13 protein-coding genes and 1 other RNA gene are annotated in these 18,080 nt (G+C 45.0%); 8 read left to right on the plus strand and 6 right to left on the minus strand.

The genetic code is table 11. The features are described from left to right. Nucleotides 1–511 precede the first annotated feature (511 nt). A complete protein-coding gene (locus JGK14_RS13760) occupies nt 512–4,747 on the plus strand; it encodes a PAS domain-containing protein (protein WP_293277610.1) in 4,236 nt (1,411 codons plus the stop codon). On the opposite strand, the gene JGK14_RS13765 is transcribed toward JGK14_RS13760, so the two are convergent. Further along, nucleotides 4,734–4,844 carry a hypothetical protein gene (locus JGK14_RS13765; RefSeq protein ID WP_325315186.1) on the minus strand — a complete coding sequence of 37 codons (111 nt, stop codon included), beginning with the start codon at nt 4,842–4,844 and terminating at the stop codon, nt 4,734–4,736. The genes JGK14_RS13760 and JGK14_RS13765 overlap by 14 nt on opposite strands. Nucleotides 4,845–5,145: 301 nt before the next feature. Here JGK14_RS13765 and corA point away from each other — a divergent pair, with 301 nt between their 5' ends. From corA to rnc, 3 genes are all read left to right on the plus strand, one after another. Continuing rightward, nucleotides 5,146–6,309 carry a magnesium/cobalt transporter CorA gene (corA, locus tag JGK14_RS13770; protein ID WP_293177927.1) on the plus strand — a complete coding sequence of 388 codons (1,164 nt, stop codon included), beginning with the start codon at nt 5,146–5,148 and terminating at the stop codon, nt 6,307–6,309. 127 nt (nt 6,310–6,436) lie between these two features. Next, nucleotides 6,437–6,870: RNase P RNA component class A (gene rnpB / locus JGK14_RS13775), an RNA gene on the plus strand. 443 nt (nt 6,871–7,313) lie between these two features. Further along, complete coding sequence (gene rnc, locus JGK14_RS13780) at nt 7,314–8,036, plus strand: ribonuclease III (protein WP_293177931.1); 723 nt, start codon at nt 7,314–7,316, stop codon at nt 8,034–8,036. On the opposite strand, the gene JGK14_RS13785 is transcribed toward rnc, so the two are convergent. Beyond that, nucleotides 8,008–8,193: a hypothetical protein gene (locus JGK14_RS13785; RefSeq protein WP_293196537.1), complete on the minus strand. Its 186-nt coding sequence runs from the start codon at nt 8,191–8,193 to the stop codon at nt 8,008–8,010. The genes rnc and JGK14_RS13785 overlap by 29 nt on opposite strands. A 179-nt stretch (nt 8,194–8,372) precedes the next feature. Between JGK14_RS13785 and JGK14_RS13790 the strand changes: the two genes are divergently transcribed. Beyond that, nucleotides 8,373–9,491: a Gfo/Idh/MocA family protein gene (locus tag JGK14_RS13790; protein ID WP_325315187.1), complete on the plus strand. Its 1,119-nt coding sequence runs from the start codon at nt 8,373–8,375 to the stop codon at nt 9,489–9,491. Between the two features lie 651 nt (nt 9,492–10,142). Here the strand turns inward: JGK14_RS13790 and JGK14_RS13795 are convergent. The 3 genes from JGK14_RS13795 to JGK14_RS13805 form a co-directional block, all read right to left on the minus strand. Beyond that, nucleotides 10,143–12,221 carry a sensor histidine kinase gene (locus tag JGK14_RS13795; RefSeq protein WP_293224075.1) on the minus strand — a complete coding sequence of 693 codons (2,079 nt, stop codon included), beginning with the start codon at nt 12,219–12,221 and terminating at the stop codon, nt 10,143–10,145. Between the two features lie 187 nt (nt 12,222–12,408). Then, complete coding sequence (locus JGK14_RS13800; RefSeq protein WP_325315188.1) at nt 12,409–13,680, minus strand: RNA-guided endonuclease InsQ/TnpB family protein; 1,272 nt, start codon at nt 13,678–13,680, stop codon at nt 12,409–12,411. Nucleotides 13,681–14,171: 491 nt separating this feature from the next. After that, a complete protein-coding gene (locus JGK14_RS13805; RefSeq protein WP_293177946.1) occupies nt 14,172–14,411 on the minus strand; it encodes a hypothetical protein in 240 nt (79 codons plus the stop codon). Nucleotides 14,412–14,442: 31 nt separating this feature from the next. Here JGK14_RS13805 and JGK14_RS13810 point away from each other — a divergent pair, with 31 nt between their 5' ends. Beyond that, nucleotides 14,443–15,102 (plus strand): class I SAM-dependent methyltransferase, encoded by a 660-nt coding sequence (locus JGK14_RS13810; protein ID WP_293216777.1) that lies wholly within the window; start codon nt 14,443–14,445, stop codon nt 15,100–15,102. A 737-nt stretch (nt 15,103–15,839) separates the two neighbouring features. Beyond that, nucleotides 15,840–16,094, plus strand: coding sequence for a DUF2811 domain-containing protein (locus JGK14_RS13815; protein ID WP_293152247.1), 255 nt, complete (start codon nt 15,840–15,842; stop codon nt 16,092–16,094). Between the two features lie 85 nt (nt 16,095–16,179). On the opposite strand, the gene JGK14_RS13820 is transcribed toward JGK14_RS13815, so the two are convergent. Beyond that, a complete protein-coding gene (locus tag JGK14_RS13820) occupies nt 16,180–16,305 on the minus strand; it encodes a hypothetical protein (RefSeq protein WP_293177952.1) in 126 nt (41 codons plus the stop codon). 106 nt (nt 16,306–16,411) lie between these two features. Here JGK14_RS13820 and hemG point away from each other — a divergent pair, with 106 nt between their 5' ends. Further along, nucleotides 16,412–17,875, plus strand: coding sequence for a protoporphyrinogen oxidase (hemG, locus tag JGK14_RS13825; protein ID WP_293191236.1), 1,464 nt, complete (start codon nt 16,412–16,414; stop codon nt 17,873–17,875). The last annotated feature ends 205 nt before the right edge of the window (nt 17,876–18,080 follow it).

Here is an 18,080-nt window from a genome sequence, read left to right on the forward strand (position 1 = left end):
CGCGAGCGGGGACAGCACTGAAAGAAAAAATGCTTTTTGCAAAAATGAGATGCTCCCGAGCGAACGTTATTAGTCATCAGTCATCAGTTAGCAGCTAAAAACTGCCTGGTGACTGCTGGCTTTTGATCCCAAAAATGTCTCTAGCGTCTTTCGGGTGCGCACTGCCCACCTGAAGCTATTAAAGATTTTTCCAAGCAAACGCCTCTTTCCCCATCTCCCCCTCTCCCCCTCTCCCTCTCTCCCCCTCTCCCCATCTCCCCCTCTCCCCATCTCCCTCTCCCCCTCCCTCTTCTCCTTTTGTATCCGATGCGTCTTGTTGAAAAAAAGAGCAGATGCTCTAATTAAGTTATATTCCAAAACATACTATTTCCTGAAATTTTTTGTATTATAGGGAACGGGCCGAAAATTGTACCGGGAACGCCAGCAGTAAAGTGCGAAAAAATATTTGAGTGAGTTAAACTAACTTTAGGAAAAATTTAAAGCTTAACTTGCAAGTGATCAAAAAATACCCATGCAGGAAGTTATCAACTCGTTACAGTCTTTTTTCTCTGACTCTGTTGATGCTTTCCTAGAGTGCGATCGACAGCAAAAGTACATATCGATTAATCCTGTAGCTGCTGCTTGGATGGGATTGGATCCGGCTGAAGCAGTCAACAAAACGAATCGGGAATTGTTGAAATTATATCCCAATAATACAGCTCTAAAAAATATAATCTCTCAGATTGATTCCTGCCTGCAACAAGTATTTATCACAGGGGAAAAAAAGCTGGCAATTCACGAGGTGACGGCGGCAGATGGCGGGATTAAAATTTACGAAACGGCTTACACGCCAGCGCTGGATGTCGCTAACAATCAGATGCGGGTGTTGGGTGTCGGTAGAGATATAACCAGGCACTACCGCTGGCAGCAGCAGAAAACTCAACAGTTGCGTCGCTCGAATCATTTACTGTGGTTGAATGCAGCTAACAGTCCCCTGGCAATGGTAGGCTGGGATGAGAATTTTCGGATCGTTCAGTGGTCGAAACGTGCTGAAGAAATATTTGGCTGGACTTCCGATGATATGCTGGGCAAGCATTTCGGCGATTTGGATTTGGTTTGCGAGGACGATCGAGAGGCTGTAAGTGCGATCGAACTCGAACTAGCCTCCGGTAACGGCAATACTTCAATCAATCAAAATAAAACCAAATGCGGACAAGTTATTTGGTGTCGTTGGTTCAACTCGATTATTCGCAGCGGCGACACTTTTACAGTGCTTTCTTTGGTGGAAGATATCACGGATCGCAAACGGCTGGAAGCAGAAAAAGCCCAAGCTTCTCGCCTCACAGCAATGGTAGCCGATGTCGGTATTGCCCTCACCAAACACCCTCAAGATATCCTGCTTCCCTGTTGCGAGGCAATGGTACGAAATCTCGATGTCGCCTCTGCTGAAATTTGGACTTTTAACTCTCAATACAATATTTGCGAGTTGCAAGCAACCTCTGGAATCTACAGCCGCACAGACGAGGTTGCTAGATTTATTCAAAATAAGGTTAACTCGATCGCCGAACAGCAAAAACCACTATTTGACTGCCGATTTGAACTGAATCATTTGGGGCTAGAGGAGCAAGAATGCGGGGAAGCCACGCCAGCACACAGTTCGCAATTAGCAATTATCGACAGCAGTCACAATCGGGGAAATTGCCAAATCCCCAAGCAAATTCTTACCTTCGCCGGCTATCCTTTAATTGTCGAAGAAAGGCTAGTGGGAGTCATGGTAATTGTCAGCCACCAGTCGCTGACAGTACCCTTTGAAGAAACTTTAGGATCCGTTGCCGATGTCATCGCTTTAGGCATCGAACGCAAGCGTGCAGAAGCTGAATTAAAATCAGCTAGAGGGTTCCTCAATTCCGTAGTAGAAAATCTGCCGTTGGGAGTTTTTGCTAAAGATGCTTCTTCGCTAAAATTCGTGCTGTGGAATAAGGCGGGGGAAACGATCGCAGGTGTGACATCTCAAGAGGCGATCGGCAAAAATGACTACGATATTTACCCGAAAGAGCAAGCTGACGTTTTTACCGCTCAAGACAGGGAAATATTGACCAGCCATCACAACCAATCTCTGGTTAAAGAAATAGCCGAAGAGCCGATCCAAACTCGCCACAAAGGTATGAGAATACTGCACACCCGCAAAGTGCCAATTCTCGACGCTCAGGGCGAGCCTCAGTACGTTTTGGGGATTACAGAAGATATCACCGAACGCAGGCAGGTAGACGAAAGCGTGCGCCTCTACGACCAAATTGTCGAGAATATGCAAATTGGTTTGTACGTCTACCATTTGGAAAATATAGACGATGATAGCACCTTGAGGGCGATCGCCTCGAATCCCGCTGCTACGCGGTTTACCGGGCTAGAAATGGCCGACGTTTTGGGCATGACAATCGACGAGATTTTTCCGCATTTGCGATCGAAAAACATTCCCCAAGCATTTGCTGAAGTAATTCGCAACCAAAAAGCTGTAGAAGTTGAAGATATTGACAGCGACGAATCGGGAAAAATAACTCGTGCTTTTTCTATTAAAGCTTTTCCGTTACCTAACAACTCCGTAGGCGTGGCATTTGAAAACATTACAGATCGCAAGTGCCTGGAAGTAGAACTGCAAGTAGCATTGGCACAAACCGAACGTTCGGAACAACTTCTGCGGACGGTAATCGACAAAACCAGTGACTGGATTTTTGCCAAGAATAAACAATTTCGCTACATTTTGGCCAACAACAGTTTAGCCGAAGCGATCGGTAAAACAGTCGAAGAAATAATTGGCAAATCAGATTTAGAATTAGGATTCTCAGAAGAGCTAGTATTTGGAAATTCCGCACAAAATATCCGAGGATTTCGCACAGACGACTCTGCTGTACTGGCAGGCGAAATCATCCACAATCCCTGCGATGCCGCAACAGTTGCTGATGGTTCAATACATATTTTAGATACCAAAAAAGTCCCTCTGCGCGATACTGAAGGTAATATATTTGCAGTGCTAGGTTTTACTAACGATATTACAAAACGCCATGAATCGGAAGCAGCTTTGCGTAGGAGTGAAGCCAGATTTAGGTCTTTGGTTGCTAATATTCCCGGGGTGGTTTATCGCTGGCAGTGCGATTTTTCAACAAGTTTTATTAGCGAGGCAATTTACTTAATAGCGGGCTACCCGGCTGGGGATTTTATTTCGCGTTTGGAGAGCAAAGGCAGAACTTTTGCTAGCATTATTTACCCAGAAGATTTGGCAAAAGTAGAAGCAACTATTCGGCAAGGAATAGAAAATAAACAGTCTTATAATTTAGAATACCGCTTGCTAGCAGCAGACAGCACCGTTAAATGGGTGTGGGATAAAGGTTCTCCAGTGTTCGACGCCGATGGGAGCGTTTCCTGTTTGGATGGGGTAATTTTGGATATTAGCGATCGCTACTACGCCCAAGAAGCATTGCGCCAAAAAACTTCTGAGTTGGAATCTGTTTTTCTAGCATTGCCGGATCTGTATTTCCGCCTCAATGCTGACGGCATTATTTTGGATTATTTGTCAGGAAATTCAGGGGATTTGTACCTGAATTCCGACTCTTTTCTTGGCAAACAAGTGACCGATATATTGCCAACAACCGCCGCTAGCCAGCTAGAACAGGCTCTACTGGAAGTTGCCAAAAATAGAACTCCAGTTAGTCTAGAGTATTCCCTATCCATGCCGTCTGGGGAAGAAACCTATGAAGCGAGATTGCTACCTTTTAACTCGAATCAGGCAATAGTTATCGCCCGCAATATTACCAAGCGCAAACAAGCCGAATCAGAATTAAAAGATAAAAATCGCGAACTAGAGCAAACCTTGGAACAATTAGGCCGGACTCAAGCTCAATTAATTCAAGCAGAAAAAATGTCGAGTTTGGGACAGCTAGTAGCCGGAATTGCTCACGAAATCAATAATCCTGTTAGTTTTATTTACGGCAATATTATTCACGCTAACGAGTATGCAAAAAATTTGCTGCAACTGTGTAGTTTGTATCAAAAAAATTACCCGCAACCAGTGACGGAAATCGCGAATTTTGCTCAAGAAATAGAAGTAGAATTTATGCAAGAGGATTTCCCGAACCTGCTGAATTCAATTGAAAATGGAGCCGATCGCATTCGCGAAATTGTTCTGTCTTTGCGAAATTTTTCCCGGCTGGAAGAATCTGATATTAAGCGTGTTGATATTCACGAAGGAATTGACAGCGCGCTGTTAATTTTGCAACACAAAATCAAAGAAAATGGTAAAAATCGCCAGATTGAAATAGTCAAAGAATATGGAATACTGCCACCGATACAGTGCTATGTCGGACAGTTAAATCAAGTGTTTATGAATATACTAAGTAATGCAATTGATGCTTTGGCAAATGTTAGAAATAGAAAATTGGAATTCGCGAGTGCAACGGATGGGGAACGGCAAAACTTTCCTACTTTACCTTTGGCTTGTGACGCATTTCCTTTGATTCGGATTCGCACGGAGGTGTTGGATAACAATCGAGTGGCGATCGCAATTTCGGATAACGGGTCGGGAATGGCAGAGTCTGTTAAATCTCGGATATTTGACCCGTTTTTTACTACTAAACCCGTCGGTAAAGGTACTGGTTTGGGACTGTCCATCTCCTATCAGATTGTGGTGGAAAGACACAGGGGCAAGCTGGACTGTATTTCCGCGCCCGGTGGTGGCACTGAATTTGCGATCGAGATTCCTATTAAGCAAAGGTAATTGGTAATTGGTAATTGGTAATTGGTAATTGGTAATTGGTAATTGGTAATTGGTAATTGGTAATTGGTAATTGGTAATTGGTAATTGGTAATTGCAATCAATATGAGATGATAACTAATAACTTATATGCGGTCATGCTTCGCCCTCTTCCTCTTCCAAAACCAGATGCACCCGTGATTGGTGATTGGTGATTGGTGATTGGTTATTTAATATAGCGGAGGCAAAACAACAGATTTATTATAAAACATTTATTTGGCTGCGATAATTATACAAAAAAAACTGGTTTTCGATACCTCCCTAATAAGTCACATTCAAACTTATTCATGCCAGATTTAATTGGTAATTATCCAAAAAAAATGATAACCTAATTAAAGATACTAAAAGTAAGGAATATCAACATGGTATACAAAAGCATACATACTTCTAGTGCCGTCACCAAACCAATTAAAGATGATGATGATTCCTACGTTGACTATTTTTATGACGATCCGGGAGCGCTACCGGGAACTCTCGATTTAGAACCCGATGCGCCACCTCCTGAGATTGTATTAATTGACTATTGCGAGACAGGAGCTACCCGAGTCCAATTGGCAAATCCTAGAGAAGCTGCTGCCTATTTAGATACAGAATCTGTTTCTTGGGTGGATATGTTGGGATTGGGAAACAAAGAAACCTGGAGACAAATGGGCGAAGTATTTAATTTGCACGTTATGGCTCAGGAAGATGTAGTTAATGTTCCTCAACGACCGAAAGTTGTAGACTATGAAGAACACCTTTTAATCATTGCTTGGATGGTGATGATTAAACCAAATTCAGATAATTTTCATAAAGAACAAGTAAGTTTTATTTTGGGCAAGCATTACCTACTAACTGTTCAAGAAGAACCGGATTATGATTGTTTTGACCCGGTGCGAGTTCGCATTCGCAAAGGACAAGGAACTATTCGCAAGCACAAAGCAGATTATCTGGCTTATACTCTCCTAGATTCGATTATAGATGGATTTTTCCCTGTATTAGAAGTTTACGGAGAGCGGATTGAAGAGTTAGAGGATGAAGTGGTGGTGCGCCCAACGCGAAAAACTCTTGAAAAAATTTATAAAATCCGGCGAGAATTGCTGACGCTGCGCCGCGCCATTTGGCCGCAGCGGGATGCAATTAATGTTTTGATTCGCGATAGCAGCGATTTGATTAGTCCTGAGGTGCGAATTTATCTGCGCGATTGTTACGATCACACGGTGCAGGTGATGGATATGGTGGAAACTTATCGGGAGTTGTCTTCGGGTTTGATGGACGTTTACTTGTCTTCAGTGGGGAATAAAATGAATGAAATCATGAAATTGCTGACGGTGATTTCGAGTATCTTTATTCCTCTTACTTTTGTGGCGGGAGTATACGGGATGAATTTCAATACAGAGAAATCACCGTTGAATATGCCGGAACTGAATTGGTATTTTGGCTATCCACTTTGTTGGGGGCTGATGCTAGCGATCGCCTCTACTTTAGTTTACTTCTTTTGGCGGCGCGGATGGTTTGAGAATTTTTCTACTCTTAAGGATGACTGAACCCAGGAATTCGATAGAATGCGATCGCCACCCAGGACATTTTTCGGGAGAGGGTGTTGATATGTTTGTTAGCTCTGATTTATTTTAATGGGAGATGCTTCGGTTCAGGTACAATAAATCTGGGGAAAAAGTAGGCGCAGGCGGTTGCGGATTAGCGAAAGCTAGTCTGAGGAAAGTCCGGGCTCCCGAAAAACCAAACTTGCTGGGTAACGCCCAGTGCGAGCGATCGTGAGGATAGTGCCACAGAAAGATACCGCCCCCCATTTAGAGATTGCAGATTGGAGATTGGAGATTGCATCAAAAGTCGATCGTCAAAAATCGCAAAGTGTTAGGGGGTAAGGGTGCAAAGGTGCGGTAAGAGCGCACCAGCAGCATCGAGAGGTGCTGGCTAGGTAAACCCCGGTTGGGAGCAAGGTCGGAGGGACTATGGTTGGTTTTTTACCGGTTCCGTTCTTTGGTACCGCTTGAGGCGTCTGGTAACAGGCGTCCCAGATAGATAACTGCCCTCGAAAACTGCTTGCAGTTGAGAGAACAGAACCCGGCTTATGTCCGACTTTTTCCCCTCCAATTTTTCGGTAAGGTTCGCCCATCAGCACCCGCACAAATATTTGGGTAACGGAACATTTGGTTTTGTAATGACAAGCTTTTTTCTTAAAATGAATTTGATATTCTTTTCAACAATTCATGCTACTTTATACAAGCTCTAAACCTGGATAGTCATCAGCAAAGGAAATTCGCAATTATAATAAAATCCTAAATGCCCAATCCCCAATCCCCAATCCCCAATCCTAAATCCCCAATCCTAGGGTGCATCTGGTTTTTCAAGAGGGCGAAGCATGACCGCATATAAATTATTAGTTATAATCTCATATTTACGGAGGTCATGCTTCGCCCCTACAAACATATTTGCAAAACCCAGATGCACCCCAATCCCCAATCCCCAATCCCCAATCCTAAATCCTAAATCCTAAATCCTAAATCCTAAATCCTAAATCTAAAATCGTATGATTTATCCAGGTCGCCAAAAGCAACTTGAAATATTAATTGAAAAATTGGGGCTACCGAAGGATGCTTCGATCAAATGGCATCTTGTAGATTTAGCTTTGACTCATGCTAGTGCGTCTGCTAAGGCAAATTACGAGCAATTAGAGTTTGTCGGCGATGCTGTGGTGCGGCTGGCGGCTTCGGAATTGTTGTTTGAAATTTATCCTGACTGTGCGGTGGGGGAATTTGCTGCTATTCGATCGATCTTGGTGAGCGATCGCATCCTTGCTAAAATCGCTGACAGTTACGGGTTCGATCGCTATTTAATCGTTTCCAGCAGCGCCGCCTCGGACAAAACAGGCGCAGTGCCCAGGCTGGCAGATTCTTTGGAAGCCTTGCTGGCCGCCCTTTATTTGAGTGCCCAGACGTTAGAATTAGTTCGCCCTTGGCTAGATCCTCACTTTCAGCGCCTAGCGGCGGAAATTCGCAGCGATCCCGCCCGCCAAAACTACAAAGCTGCCCTCCAGGAGTTGACTCAAGGCAAATATAAAACTTTGCCCAAATATAGCGTGCGAGAAACCGGGACAGTTCAGGGCGGCGAGGATCGTTTTACCGCCGAGGTTCACATTCAGGGAGAGTTGGTAGCAGAGGGAAAAGGTCGATCGATCAAAGCGGCCGAACAAGCAGCGGCTCAGGCAGCTTTCAATAAATTAGTCAGTAGTGAGTTGACAGTTGACAGTTGACAGTTGACAGTTGTAATTGGGGATTGGGGATTGGTAATTGGTAATTGGTAATTGGTAATTGGTAATTGGTAATTGGTAATTGGTAATTGGTAATTGGTAATTGGGGATTGGGTGCAGCGGCTTGTGCAAGCAAATATGTTTGTAGGGGCGATCGCATGACCTCCGTCAATATGAGATTATAACTAATAAATTATATGCGGTCATGCTTCACCCTCTTCAAAAACCAGATGCACCCTTGGGGATTGGGGATTGGAATTGGCATTTTTTAGGATTCAAAGAGATCCAATTATTACCAATAATGCTATAATGGGTGTGCGATTCTTGAAATTATCATCAATGAAAATCGGAATAGCTGTATTGGGTGCCGGACGCTGGGGAGTTAACCTAATTCGCAACTTTCTCGAACATCCCAACAGCGAAGTTTTAGCGGTGGTAGACCCGAATCGAGATTCATTGGTGGCTGTCCAAAAACAGTTTCATCTGCATCCCTCGGTGATTCTAGCTACCGATTGGTCACAAATAGAAGCATTGCCGGGACTAGATGCTGTGGCGATCGCCACTCCAGCCTCCACACACTACACCCTCGCAACCGCCACGCTGCAACAAGGCTACCACGTCTTAGTAGAAAAACCCCTCGCCCTCAACCTCAGTGAAGCAATAGAACTCTGTAAATTAGCCCAAAAACAGCAGCGACAACTCTTCGTCGATCACACTTATCTGTTTCATCCCGCAGTCGATCGCGGCCAAACGATTATTCAGCAGCATCAACTCGGAACCTTGCGCTACGGTTACGCCCAGCGCACCCATTTTGAACCCGTGCGGCATGATGTTGATGCCCTTTGGGATTTGGCCGTTCACGATATCGCTATTTTCAATACTTGGCTGGAACAAACCCCTATTCAAGTCAGGGCGACTGGTACTGTATTTCCGAAGTCAGAAGTCAAAAGTCAGGGGGAAGAAGCAATAAATCAAGCAGAAGGATTAGCAGATTTAGTTTGGGTAACGCTGACTTATCCCGACGGATTTCAAGCATTCATTCACCTGTGCTGGCTAAATCCCGACAAACAGCGGCGGTTAACAGTTGTTGGCAGTTTGGGAACTTTGATTTTTGATGAAATGTCGCCGGAAACTCCTCTAATTTTGCAGCGTAGTGGTTCAAATCGGGGGGGCAATGAGAATAATTTTGGCGAAAGTGCGTTAGCGAAGCCCGCCCCTACGGGGGCTACGCCAACGAAGAGGATCGCGTCGCCACCCACAAATCTCAGGTACCGGGAAGTGTTAAATTTAGAACCAGCAGAGCCACTGCGGCGAGTGTGCGATCGTTTCCTCAACTGCGTGCAAACAAATACCCCTTGTCCTAGCTCTTCCGGTGCGGCTTCCGTCGAATTAATCCGCATTCTGGGCACTTTGAGCAAATCCCTCGAACTTGGCGGACAGCCCCTGATACCATTTTAGATTAAGAAAATCCGATCGTGTCCGTTGGAACGATCGCCCTAAAATTGGTTTCTAGTGAGTAATACCCATTTGAAGAATTAATGCAACAATATTCGTAGGGTGTGTCGCCATTCATAGTACCGAAAAAAAACAGAAAATTGAGCGAGCGACGCACCAGCCACAATATTTGAGTAAACCAACTTAACTAAGAGTATTGTAGCAAGGTTTTTTTATTGGTATAACTTATTCCTCATAAAAATCTCATAACTAACATCCTCACTGCGAACCTTTGATTAAGGATAATTAACCAGACATATAGCCTTTCGATCTCCCATATGAGGTACGACTGGGAATAGGGCATAGGGCATGGGGCATGGGGCAAACAGGTCATGGGGCATAGGGCATAGATGGGTAATAGGGCATAGGGCATTGGGCATAGGATAATGGGTAATAGGGCATAGGGCATAGGATAATGGGCATAGGATAATGGGTAATAGTTAGTGGTTACTTGTTAGTCATTTTTCTAATAACCAATTCCCTGCGCGGGCCTTCTTCCCAATTCCCAATGCCCCATGACCTGTTTGGCCCATGCCCTATGCCCCATGCCCTATGCCCCATGCCCAATTCCCAATTCCCAATTCCCAATTCCCAATCTATTGGAGAACTGCTATATCAGTCATAACTTTTGAAATTTCCCTTTTCCTTTACCAAGTCCGGGCTGTGAAAATAAAAACTAGACTGCTGATTGACAGGCAAAGAAATCATCACCGCAGTACCTTGATCCACACCCGCGCTGTGCAGGGTAATGCTTCCGATCATAGATTCCATGATCCTTCGGGAGATAGCCAAGCCCAAACCGTTACCGCCAAACTTGCGAGTTGTAGAACCATCCGCCATCACAAAAGGTTGAAACAATTTCTGCTGCTGCTCGGGATCTATACCAACTCCGGTATCTTTAATTGTCACCACAACCCAATCGCTTTGGGTGTTGTTGGCGATCCTCTCCGAGGGCTGCGCTAACGCATTTTCCGGCACACTCCCGTTAAAACTACCAGAATTAGTCCTGGCTTCTAACCGCACAGATATACTAATGCTGCCCGACTCTGTAAACTTAACGGCATTGCTCAACACGTTTAAAAATACCTGTTTTAGCTTCTCCGGATCCGCATGAACAATAATCGGATCGTGAGCAGGTGGCAAGTTTAATTTTAAACCTTTTTCCTCAATTTGAGCCGCTTGCAAATCAATCGCGTCTTCAAGTACCTGAGTAATATCAACTACTTCTAACATCAGGGAGAAAGTGCCGGATTCTATTTTAGCAATATCCAAAATATCATTAATAATATTGAGCAATTGCATTGAAGAGTCATGGGCGCGCTGCAAGAACTCCATCTCTTCATCTCGGTCATCGCAGTAGCCGTCACGCACAATTTGAATAAAACCAATAATTCCGTTGAGTGGCGTTCTCAATTCGTGAGAAATATTTCCCAAAAATTCATTTTTTAACTGATTGGCAACTTGCGCTTCCTTGGTTGCGATTTCCAATTCTCCTGCCCAGGTTCTGAGGCGCTGCACCATGCTGTTGAGAGCTTCTGATAGTTGATTAAATTCTCTAATTTGAAAATTTTCCGGCACTGCTAGGGGCGCTTCTGCTGTATCCACTGTCTGCGCGTAGTCTCTCAGTTTTTCCAAAGGACGCGCTAAGTCGCGAGACAGATATAAAGTCGCGATGATACTAGCAGCAACCAAACCCACAATTAAATTAAATAAAACTTGCTGAATTTCTTCCAAACCTGACAGAGCATAATCTAAACGAGAGACAGCTAAAATAATCCACTTGCTGTTCTCCTTTCTAGTTGAAGGACTCGGGATAGCAGCGTATCCTGCTAGCAACTCTACGCCATTTCTTTCAAAGGAAAATAGGTGGAGAAAAGCCTGTCCGCCAGCCATCGCCCTTCTGAGAATACTTTTTAGTCGATCGGCATCTGCCTCAGCATCGATATTGCGGCCCACGCGGTTGATATTCGGATGCGCCAAAATCGTCCCATCTTGGTCGATCGCCACCGTATAGCCAGCTAGAGAACCCTTGGGAGCACTGGTTTGCACCGGCAGGGCCGACTGCAAACTCAAAGCATAACTCAACTGCCGGGTGTTGCCCCGACGAGTGTAAACTGGAGCGCTCAACACCAAACTAACTTGGCTGTCGCGAGCTTCTTTACTCGCATCTGGAAAATCCTCAGCACCCGAAGCCACCTTCTTGCTGCTGGCTTTTCCCTGTCGCTGGAGAGGCCACGACAGACTGATGTAAACGCTCTTGTCATCCAGCAGAGTTTGCTGCTGCTGCACAGGCGGCCAAAACTTGGCAGGTAGCGACTGAATCGGCTGCTGCCCGCAAGTGCTCGCTATCACTTGATTTGTCTGTACATTAGTCAATTGCAAGCAATCAACCTGGGCTGGCAACCGCTGCCCTAATTGCGCGATAAACTTTTGATAATCCTTCGGCTCTACAGACTGCAACATTGAGTTTTCCGAAGCGCCGATCAGATTGGACTTCAGCGATTTCGACCACTGTTCAATAGTTTCTGCTTTTCTGACCGCACTTTCTGTCAAGTTTAGACGAGCAGTTTCCAGAAGCGTCGAGCGTGCCTTGCGATAGGTAACATACTCCCCCACCAGTAGAACAGGTACGCTGAGCAACAAAATCCGCGACAGTAAAATACGGCGAAAGGAGGATTGACCTAACTTAACCATAGGACATATCAAAATTAAGGTGCAACACCAACAGCGACCATAGTGCAATCAACCAGACGGAAAGCGCGAATCGGTCTAGGGTGCCCTGCTGACCAGACAACACAGCTTCAAAACAACATTTAAACACAATTATAGAAGCCACTGTAGTAATCTCGATTCTAAGTGTGCAACACAAAACTTACTCAAATCAAGCATTTGGCTTAAATTGACGTTTGCTTCCTGCTTCAACCAAGGATGACGGCATCTTGTTGTTCGCAGGCCTTAATTGGGCGCTTGCCTCAGGTACAATGCTCTGGCGGGCATTTTCCAGAATTATTGCTGCATTTAGATTGCAATTGAGGGAACCACCACATCGATCGCAGCTATATACAGGTTCCTTGAGAGGCATTTGCTGAATATTGCCACAGCAAGAACAGGTTTTAGACGAAGGAGACCACCTGTCAACCAGTTCTACCTTGGTTCCCCAAAATGCCACTTTGTAGGTCAAAATTCTGCGGAATTCATCAATACCTAAGCTCTCCAGGTCGATCGCTAATTTTTGATTAGCGATCGTGCCAGAGATATTGAGGTCTTCAATCCGAATCTGGTAGTATTTTCGGCTGATAATATCAGTTGTTATTTTTTTTTGCCCCAAAATTCGTCTGAGGTTAGCAATATCTGCGGGTTTTATTGGTAATTTTTGGTAGTATTTCCAGCCATTGTTAGATGCTCTAATTGTTTGAGTACGGTTCCCTGATTTCTGGTTGCGGTTGTACCACCGATTCTTGATCGGCTTGATTTTTGATATTTTCAGGATTTGTGGTGCGATCGTGAATAAGCCATCTGACAACGTGGCAAAGCATTTGACACCTAAGTCAACACCAACAGTCTGAACTTGATGCACTCTGTGTAAATTTTTGTCATCAACAGGCAGATTCCAGGAGACCAACCCTTTGTCTGCTGCCCTAGAGATAGTGAATGTTTTGCTATAACTCACAAATGCTATTGGTTGCTTGAGTCTGAATTTTTCCAAACCAGGGATTGTGCTTTGCTTCCTCTTGAGTCGGACTTGGCGATTAGTAAATGGCATCATTGCTTCACCCTTTGCAGGATATACTCCTGATTTGTTTTTGCTGGTGAAACTATCACCTTTCTTTTTAAATTTGAATCGAGTCAAGCCTGATTTACCTAGTCGCCACCCTTGGATAGCTTTACCTAAATTCTTCAGTGCTGATGGATAGATAGCTAATGGATAGCCTTTTATCCAAGCATACTCAGGCTTGATTTTTACCTGATTGGTAAAGACTTTCTGAATATCAGCTAATTGTTGAGAATCACTGGCTTTGATTTCTTCAAATTGCCATGACTGGGTTAGTATGGATAATCGCAAGTTATAAACAAGCCTCGCCAAACTTGCACAGCCATCTAGCAAAGAGCGTTCTTTATTATTCAGTTTTAGCTCTTGTTTCAGACTGTACATTGTTTTACCCTATTTGCAGGTATATCTGCAAATATATCAACAGCTAATAGAAAATGTCAATGACTTTCAAAAGGCACAATAGATTAGGTTTCCTCCCACACAATGAAGAACCATTTGATAAAATTCCACTACAAGCCAATGTAAAAGTAGGTGTGAGATCGAAAATAAAGGCGAGAGGGGATTGGCACAACCGTCTGAGACAAAAATTGGATGAATGGCTGCAATAATGGGAGCGAGATACGGAGATTTGAGGGATTTAGGCAGAAATTTTGCACGTCTGGTGACCAGTCTTTACTTAAAGATGCTCAGCAATTTGTTGGGCAAATGGCTGTGATTTGAATCACACTTCCATTTTCAATTCTCGGCTCGATTTGCAGCCGATCGCCCAGGGGTAAAATCTTTCAGGCTGACAGACGGCAGTGGGTTGAAGGTAGAATGGCATAGATGCACGGTTGCGACCGAAGGTAAGAGGCAAAAACTTGTGTCTCGGGCTAGCGATCGAGAGAGACTTCTGGCTCGATCGCACTTTGGGTCGCGAATGCCTTCGAGGGATACCCCATCAAATGGGCGATGCGAGATTTTGCACCCTGGGAAAGATTTTTTGTGACATAGGATTGATGCGGTAACAATAATTTACCTGTCAAACAATGAGACGATCGAGTCGCCGATCGACTCTCACAACCGTAATTCTGACGAACATTAGCCCAAACAGTGCATCCACGCCACGTCAATTTGCGACCTCGACAATAGTCTCATAGAGCGATGAAAAAAAACTCCACCAATTATACGTATTATTACACAAACAACCGTCCCAGATATCATCACGCTTATTTGGTATCTCCCCTTCTAGAAATGCTGGCGACACTTCAGGATGCCAGCCCGACAAAACTCCGAGTTTTGGATCTCGGCTGTGGCAATGGCAGCCTCAGTCACGTCATCGCAGAGTACGGCTGCGAAGTTGTCGGCGTTGACACTTCTGCACCCGGAATTGCCATCTCCCGTCAAAGTTTCCCAGAGTGTCAGTTTATCCAAGCAGATATTTATGAACTCCCCGATACCGATATGCTGAACTCATTTGATGTTGTCTTAGCCATTGAAGTAATCGAACACTTACTTTATCCGAAAGAACTGGCTAAAAATGCCAAATTATGTCTAAAGCCGGGAGGGATGCTAATTATTTCCACACCCTATCACGGCTATTTAAAAAACCTGATATTAGCTATTTCCGGCAAGTTAGAAAAACATTTTACCGTGCTTTGGGACAACGGACACATTAAATTCTTTTCAGTAAAGACCCTGACTAAATTATTGACTACAGAAGGATATACCGACATTAATTTTAAATTTGCTGGTCGGTGTCCCTATCTTTGGAAATCAATGCTATGTTCTAGTAAATTCAAAGAAAAATCTGAAAATTTATAAACTTTTATTGTTTTTAGTGGCGCTCAGTCAGCCGAATTAATTTCCTTAATTGACAATCAGCCATCAGTCCAAGTAAAAGATAAATTTCAGATTCAAAAATAAAATGACTGTTGGCGTTTGGCGATCGAAAGGCTATGGCGGTTCTCGAAAAAGTAAAGTATGCCCACGGAAGCCACTCCAGGCCTATGCCTTATGTACCTCATCTTTTTGAGAAAGGCTATATTGTCGGGTCGGGGGTGCAAGTTCGATCGCGCTCGATCGGGCGAAAATGCCTGAAAAGACCAATGACCAATGACCCATGACCCATGACCAATGACCCATTAATCGCCTTTGCAATTCTTATTTTTTCCCTGACTTTTCCCTCAACATTCCACAGCGTTTCCACAGGCAAGTCTGAGGTTTTCCACAGATTTAAAAAAGTTTTCCACAGAAATTAACGGCACGGTCGGATCTTGCTGCGGAATTGGGGATTTCGTTAACCTCTTGCCAAATCCCTGATATAAACCTCTCATATGTAAACTTATGTAACAAAAAAGCCTCAAAAGGCTTATTTTTGCGTAAATCTTTTTTTTACATAAAGGAGTTTGTAATATTTTGCAACATTGACAAACCCACCTATTGATACGCACAATGATGCGACCGACCTAAAAAAAGCGCTCTGATTTCGGCTGTGCCTGTACCTGTATCCGGCCGAAAAGGGGGTTCTATTTTCAATTTATTAGCGAGACTAAAAAATGATGAACCCAACAGTCAGTATTTTTGCCGAAATTCCCGAAACGCTGCACGATTCTCTCAAAATTTACCTGGAAACTCATCCCGAATGGGATCTCGATCGAGTATTCTCCGCCTCCCTGTCGCTGTTTTTGTTGCAGAATGCCGATAGCGGTACGCCGGAAGCTTCCCGCAGCTACCGCCAAGCTGCCAGGGTTTATCTGGAAACTCTGTTTCAATCGCCTCAAGACTTGCACAGCAATAATGTAAGTCCTTTTTAGTTAAAGAGAGGGAGAGGGGGAGAGGGGGAGAGGGGAAGATTAATCGACAATTTTTGAGAAAAATGCTTTAGAAATACGGGAGAATTTACCGATTTTCAATTCCCGATTCCCAATTCCCAATTCCCGATTCGCGATTCCCAATTCCCGATTCCCGATTCCCGATTCCCGATTCCCGATTCCCAATTCCCAATTCCCGATTCTCAATTCCCAATTCCCAATTCGTTAATCTGCAAGCGGTTTTGCGGTATGCCCAGCAAAGAGCGAAAGCCGTGCAAACCCATGTAACATAAAGATTGCGATATTTTTATATATGTAACATGGAAGTTTTAGATACCTTGATTGTGGGTGCGGGGATTAGCGGTTTGAGTTTGGCGCACGCACTTCAAAAAGAAGCAACGAGTGCATCGCCACGGGCGATTTTGGTGGCTGAGAGTCAGGGACGTGTGGGCGGGAATATCACGACTGCGACAGGGGAGGGGTTTCTCTGGGAGGAGGGCCCGAATAGTTTTTCGCCGACGCCGGAGTTGCTGAAGTTGGCTGTGGATGTCGGTTTGAAGCAGGAGTTGATTTTTGCCGATCGCAAATTGCCTCGTTTTGTTTATTGGGAAAAGAAGCTGCAACCGGTGCCGATGACTCCTGGGGCGATGATTCAGTCTCAGTTGCTGAGTTTTCCGGGGAAACTGCGGGCGCTGTTCGGGGCTTTGGGGTTTGTGGGGCCGGCAATGGGTTCTCAACTTTCGCAGCAGGGTGATGAGGAAACTGTTTCTCAATTTTTCCGCCGTCATCTGGGAAAGGAAGTGATGCAGCGCTTGGTGGAACCTTTTGTGTCTGGGGTTTATGCGGGGGATCCCCAACAACTTAGCGCGGCGGCTGCTTTTGGCCGGGTAACAAAGATGGCTGATGCGGGTGGCGGGCTGGTGGCGGGGGCGCTGCTTTCTGCTAGGAAAAGACCCCCCCAACCCCCCCTTACCAAGGGGGGGCTAAAGACTGTTGCAGACCCGAATATTCCGAAGACTAAGCCGGGGGAGTTGGGTTCGTTTAAAGGGGGGTTGCAGGCTCTGCCAGAGGCGATCGCTGCGAACTTGGGCGATCGACTGAAACTCAACTGGCACCTGACTCGACTCGATCGCACGGAACGCGACACTTACATAGCTGTATTTTCTACGCCCGACGGACAGCAGGAAGTTGAGGCCCGAACCGTAGTTTTGACAACACCGGCCTATGTTACAGCCGAGTTGTTGGAGCCTCTGCAACCGTCCGTTAGCAGCGCTTTACAAGCTTTTACTTATCCTACGGTTGCCTCCGTTGTATTGGCATATCCGATGTCGGATCTCAAGGGTAAATTAGTGGGATTTGGAAATTTAATTCCGAGGGGGCAGGGAATTCGCACTCTGGGGACGATTTGGACATCGAGTTTATTTGCCGATCGCGCGCCTGCGGGCTGGCAAACTCTCACCAGTTATATCGGCGGGGCTACTGATTCGGGAATTGGCAATCTTGACGCCGAACAAATTGTTGGGGAGGTGCACCGAGATTTGTCTCAGATTTTGCTGAAGCCGGAGGCGGCGCAGCCGAAAGTGTTGACTGTGAAAATTTGGAAGCGGGCGATTCCTCAGTACAATTTGGGTCATTTCGATCGCCTGCAACAGATCGATCGGGGCTTAAAATCTTTGCCGGGGCTGTATTTGTGCACCAACTACTTTGGCGGTGTGGCTTTGGGAGATTGCGTGCGGAGAGGTTTTGAGCGGGCTCAAGAAGTGGACGAGTATTTGAACGGATAGTATCGATAGTTTTGAGTTGCTCCGGGTGAGCCACAAGCACTCGATCTAGCGCGTGGGAAGGGTTGGCTTACAAATATCTGGATGTCAATCGAAGATATTGGTTAACCAACCGCTCGTAAAAACCTGGACAAAGCTACCCAAAAGTAGTCAATGTTAGACATCTACGTTAGTAATTTTAGTCCACAGTCCTAAAACTACAGGAATA

The sequence above is a fragment of the Microcoleus sp. PH2017_28_MFU_U_A genome, assembly GCF_020738035.1.
In the GTDB taxonomy this organism is placed as follows: Bacteria; Cyanobacteriota; Cyanobacteriia; order Cyanobacteriales; family Microcoleaceae; genus Microcoleus.

Coding starts and splice junctions, on each gene's coding strand:
- JGK14_RS13795 (WP_293224075.1), bottom strand. CDS start 12,221: ATGGTTAAGTTAGGTCAATCCTCCTTTCGCCGTATTTTACTGTCGCGG.
- JGK14_RS13790 (WP_325315187.1), top strand. CDS start 8,373: ATGAAAATCGGAATAGCTGTATTGGGTGCCGGACGCTGGGGAGTTAAC.
- JGK14_RS13815 (WP_293152247.1), top strand. CDS start 15,840: ATGAACCCAACAGTCAGTATTTTTGCCGAAATTCCCGAAACGCTGCAC.
- JGK14_RS13810 (WP_293216777.1), top strand. CDS start 14,443: ATGAAAAAAAACTCCACCAATTATACGTATTATTACACAAACAACCGT.
- JGK14_RS13785 (WP_293196537.1), bottom strand. CDS start 8,193: ATGCGATCGCCCCTACAAACATATTTGCTTGCACAAGCCGCTGCACCC.
- JGK14_RS13760 (WP_293277610.1), top strand. CDS start 512: ATGCAGGAAGTTATCAACTCGTTACAGTCTTTTTTCTCTGACTCTGTT.
- rnc (WP_293177931.1), top strand. CDS start 7,314: ATGATTTATCCAGGTCGCCAAAAGCAACTTGAAATATTAATTGAAAAA.
- corA (WP_293177927.1), top strand. CDS start 5,146: ATGGTATACAAAAGCATACATACTTCTAGTGCCGTCACCAAACCAATT.
- JGK14_RS13800 (WP_325315188.1), bottom strand. CDS start 13,680: ATGTACAGTCTGAAACAAGAGCTAAAACTGAATAATAAAGAACGCTCT.
- hemG (WP_293191236.1), top strand. CDS start 16,412: ATGGAAGTTTTAGATACCTTGATTGTGGGTGCGGGGATTAGCGGTTTG.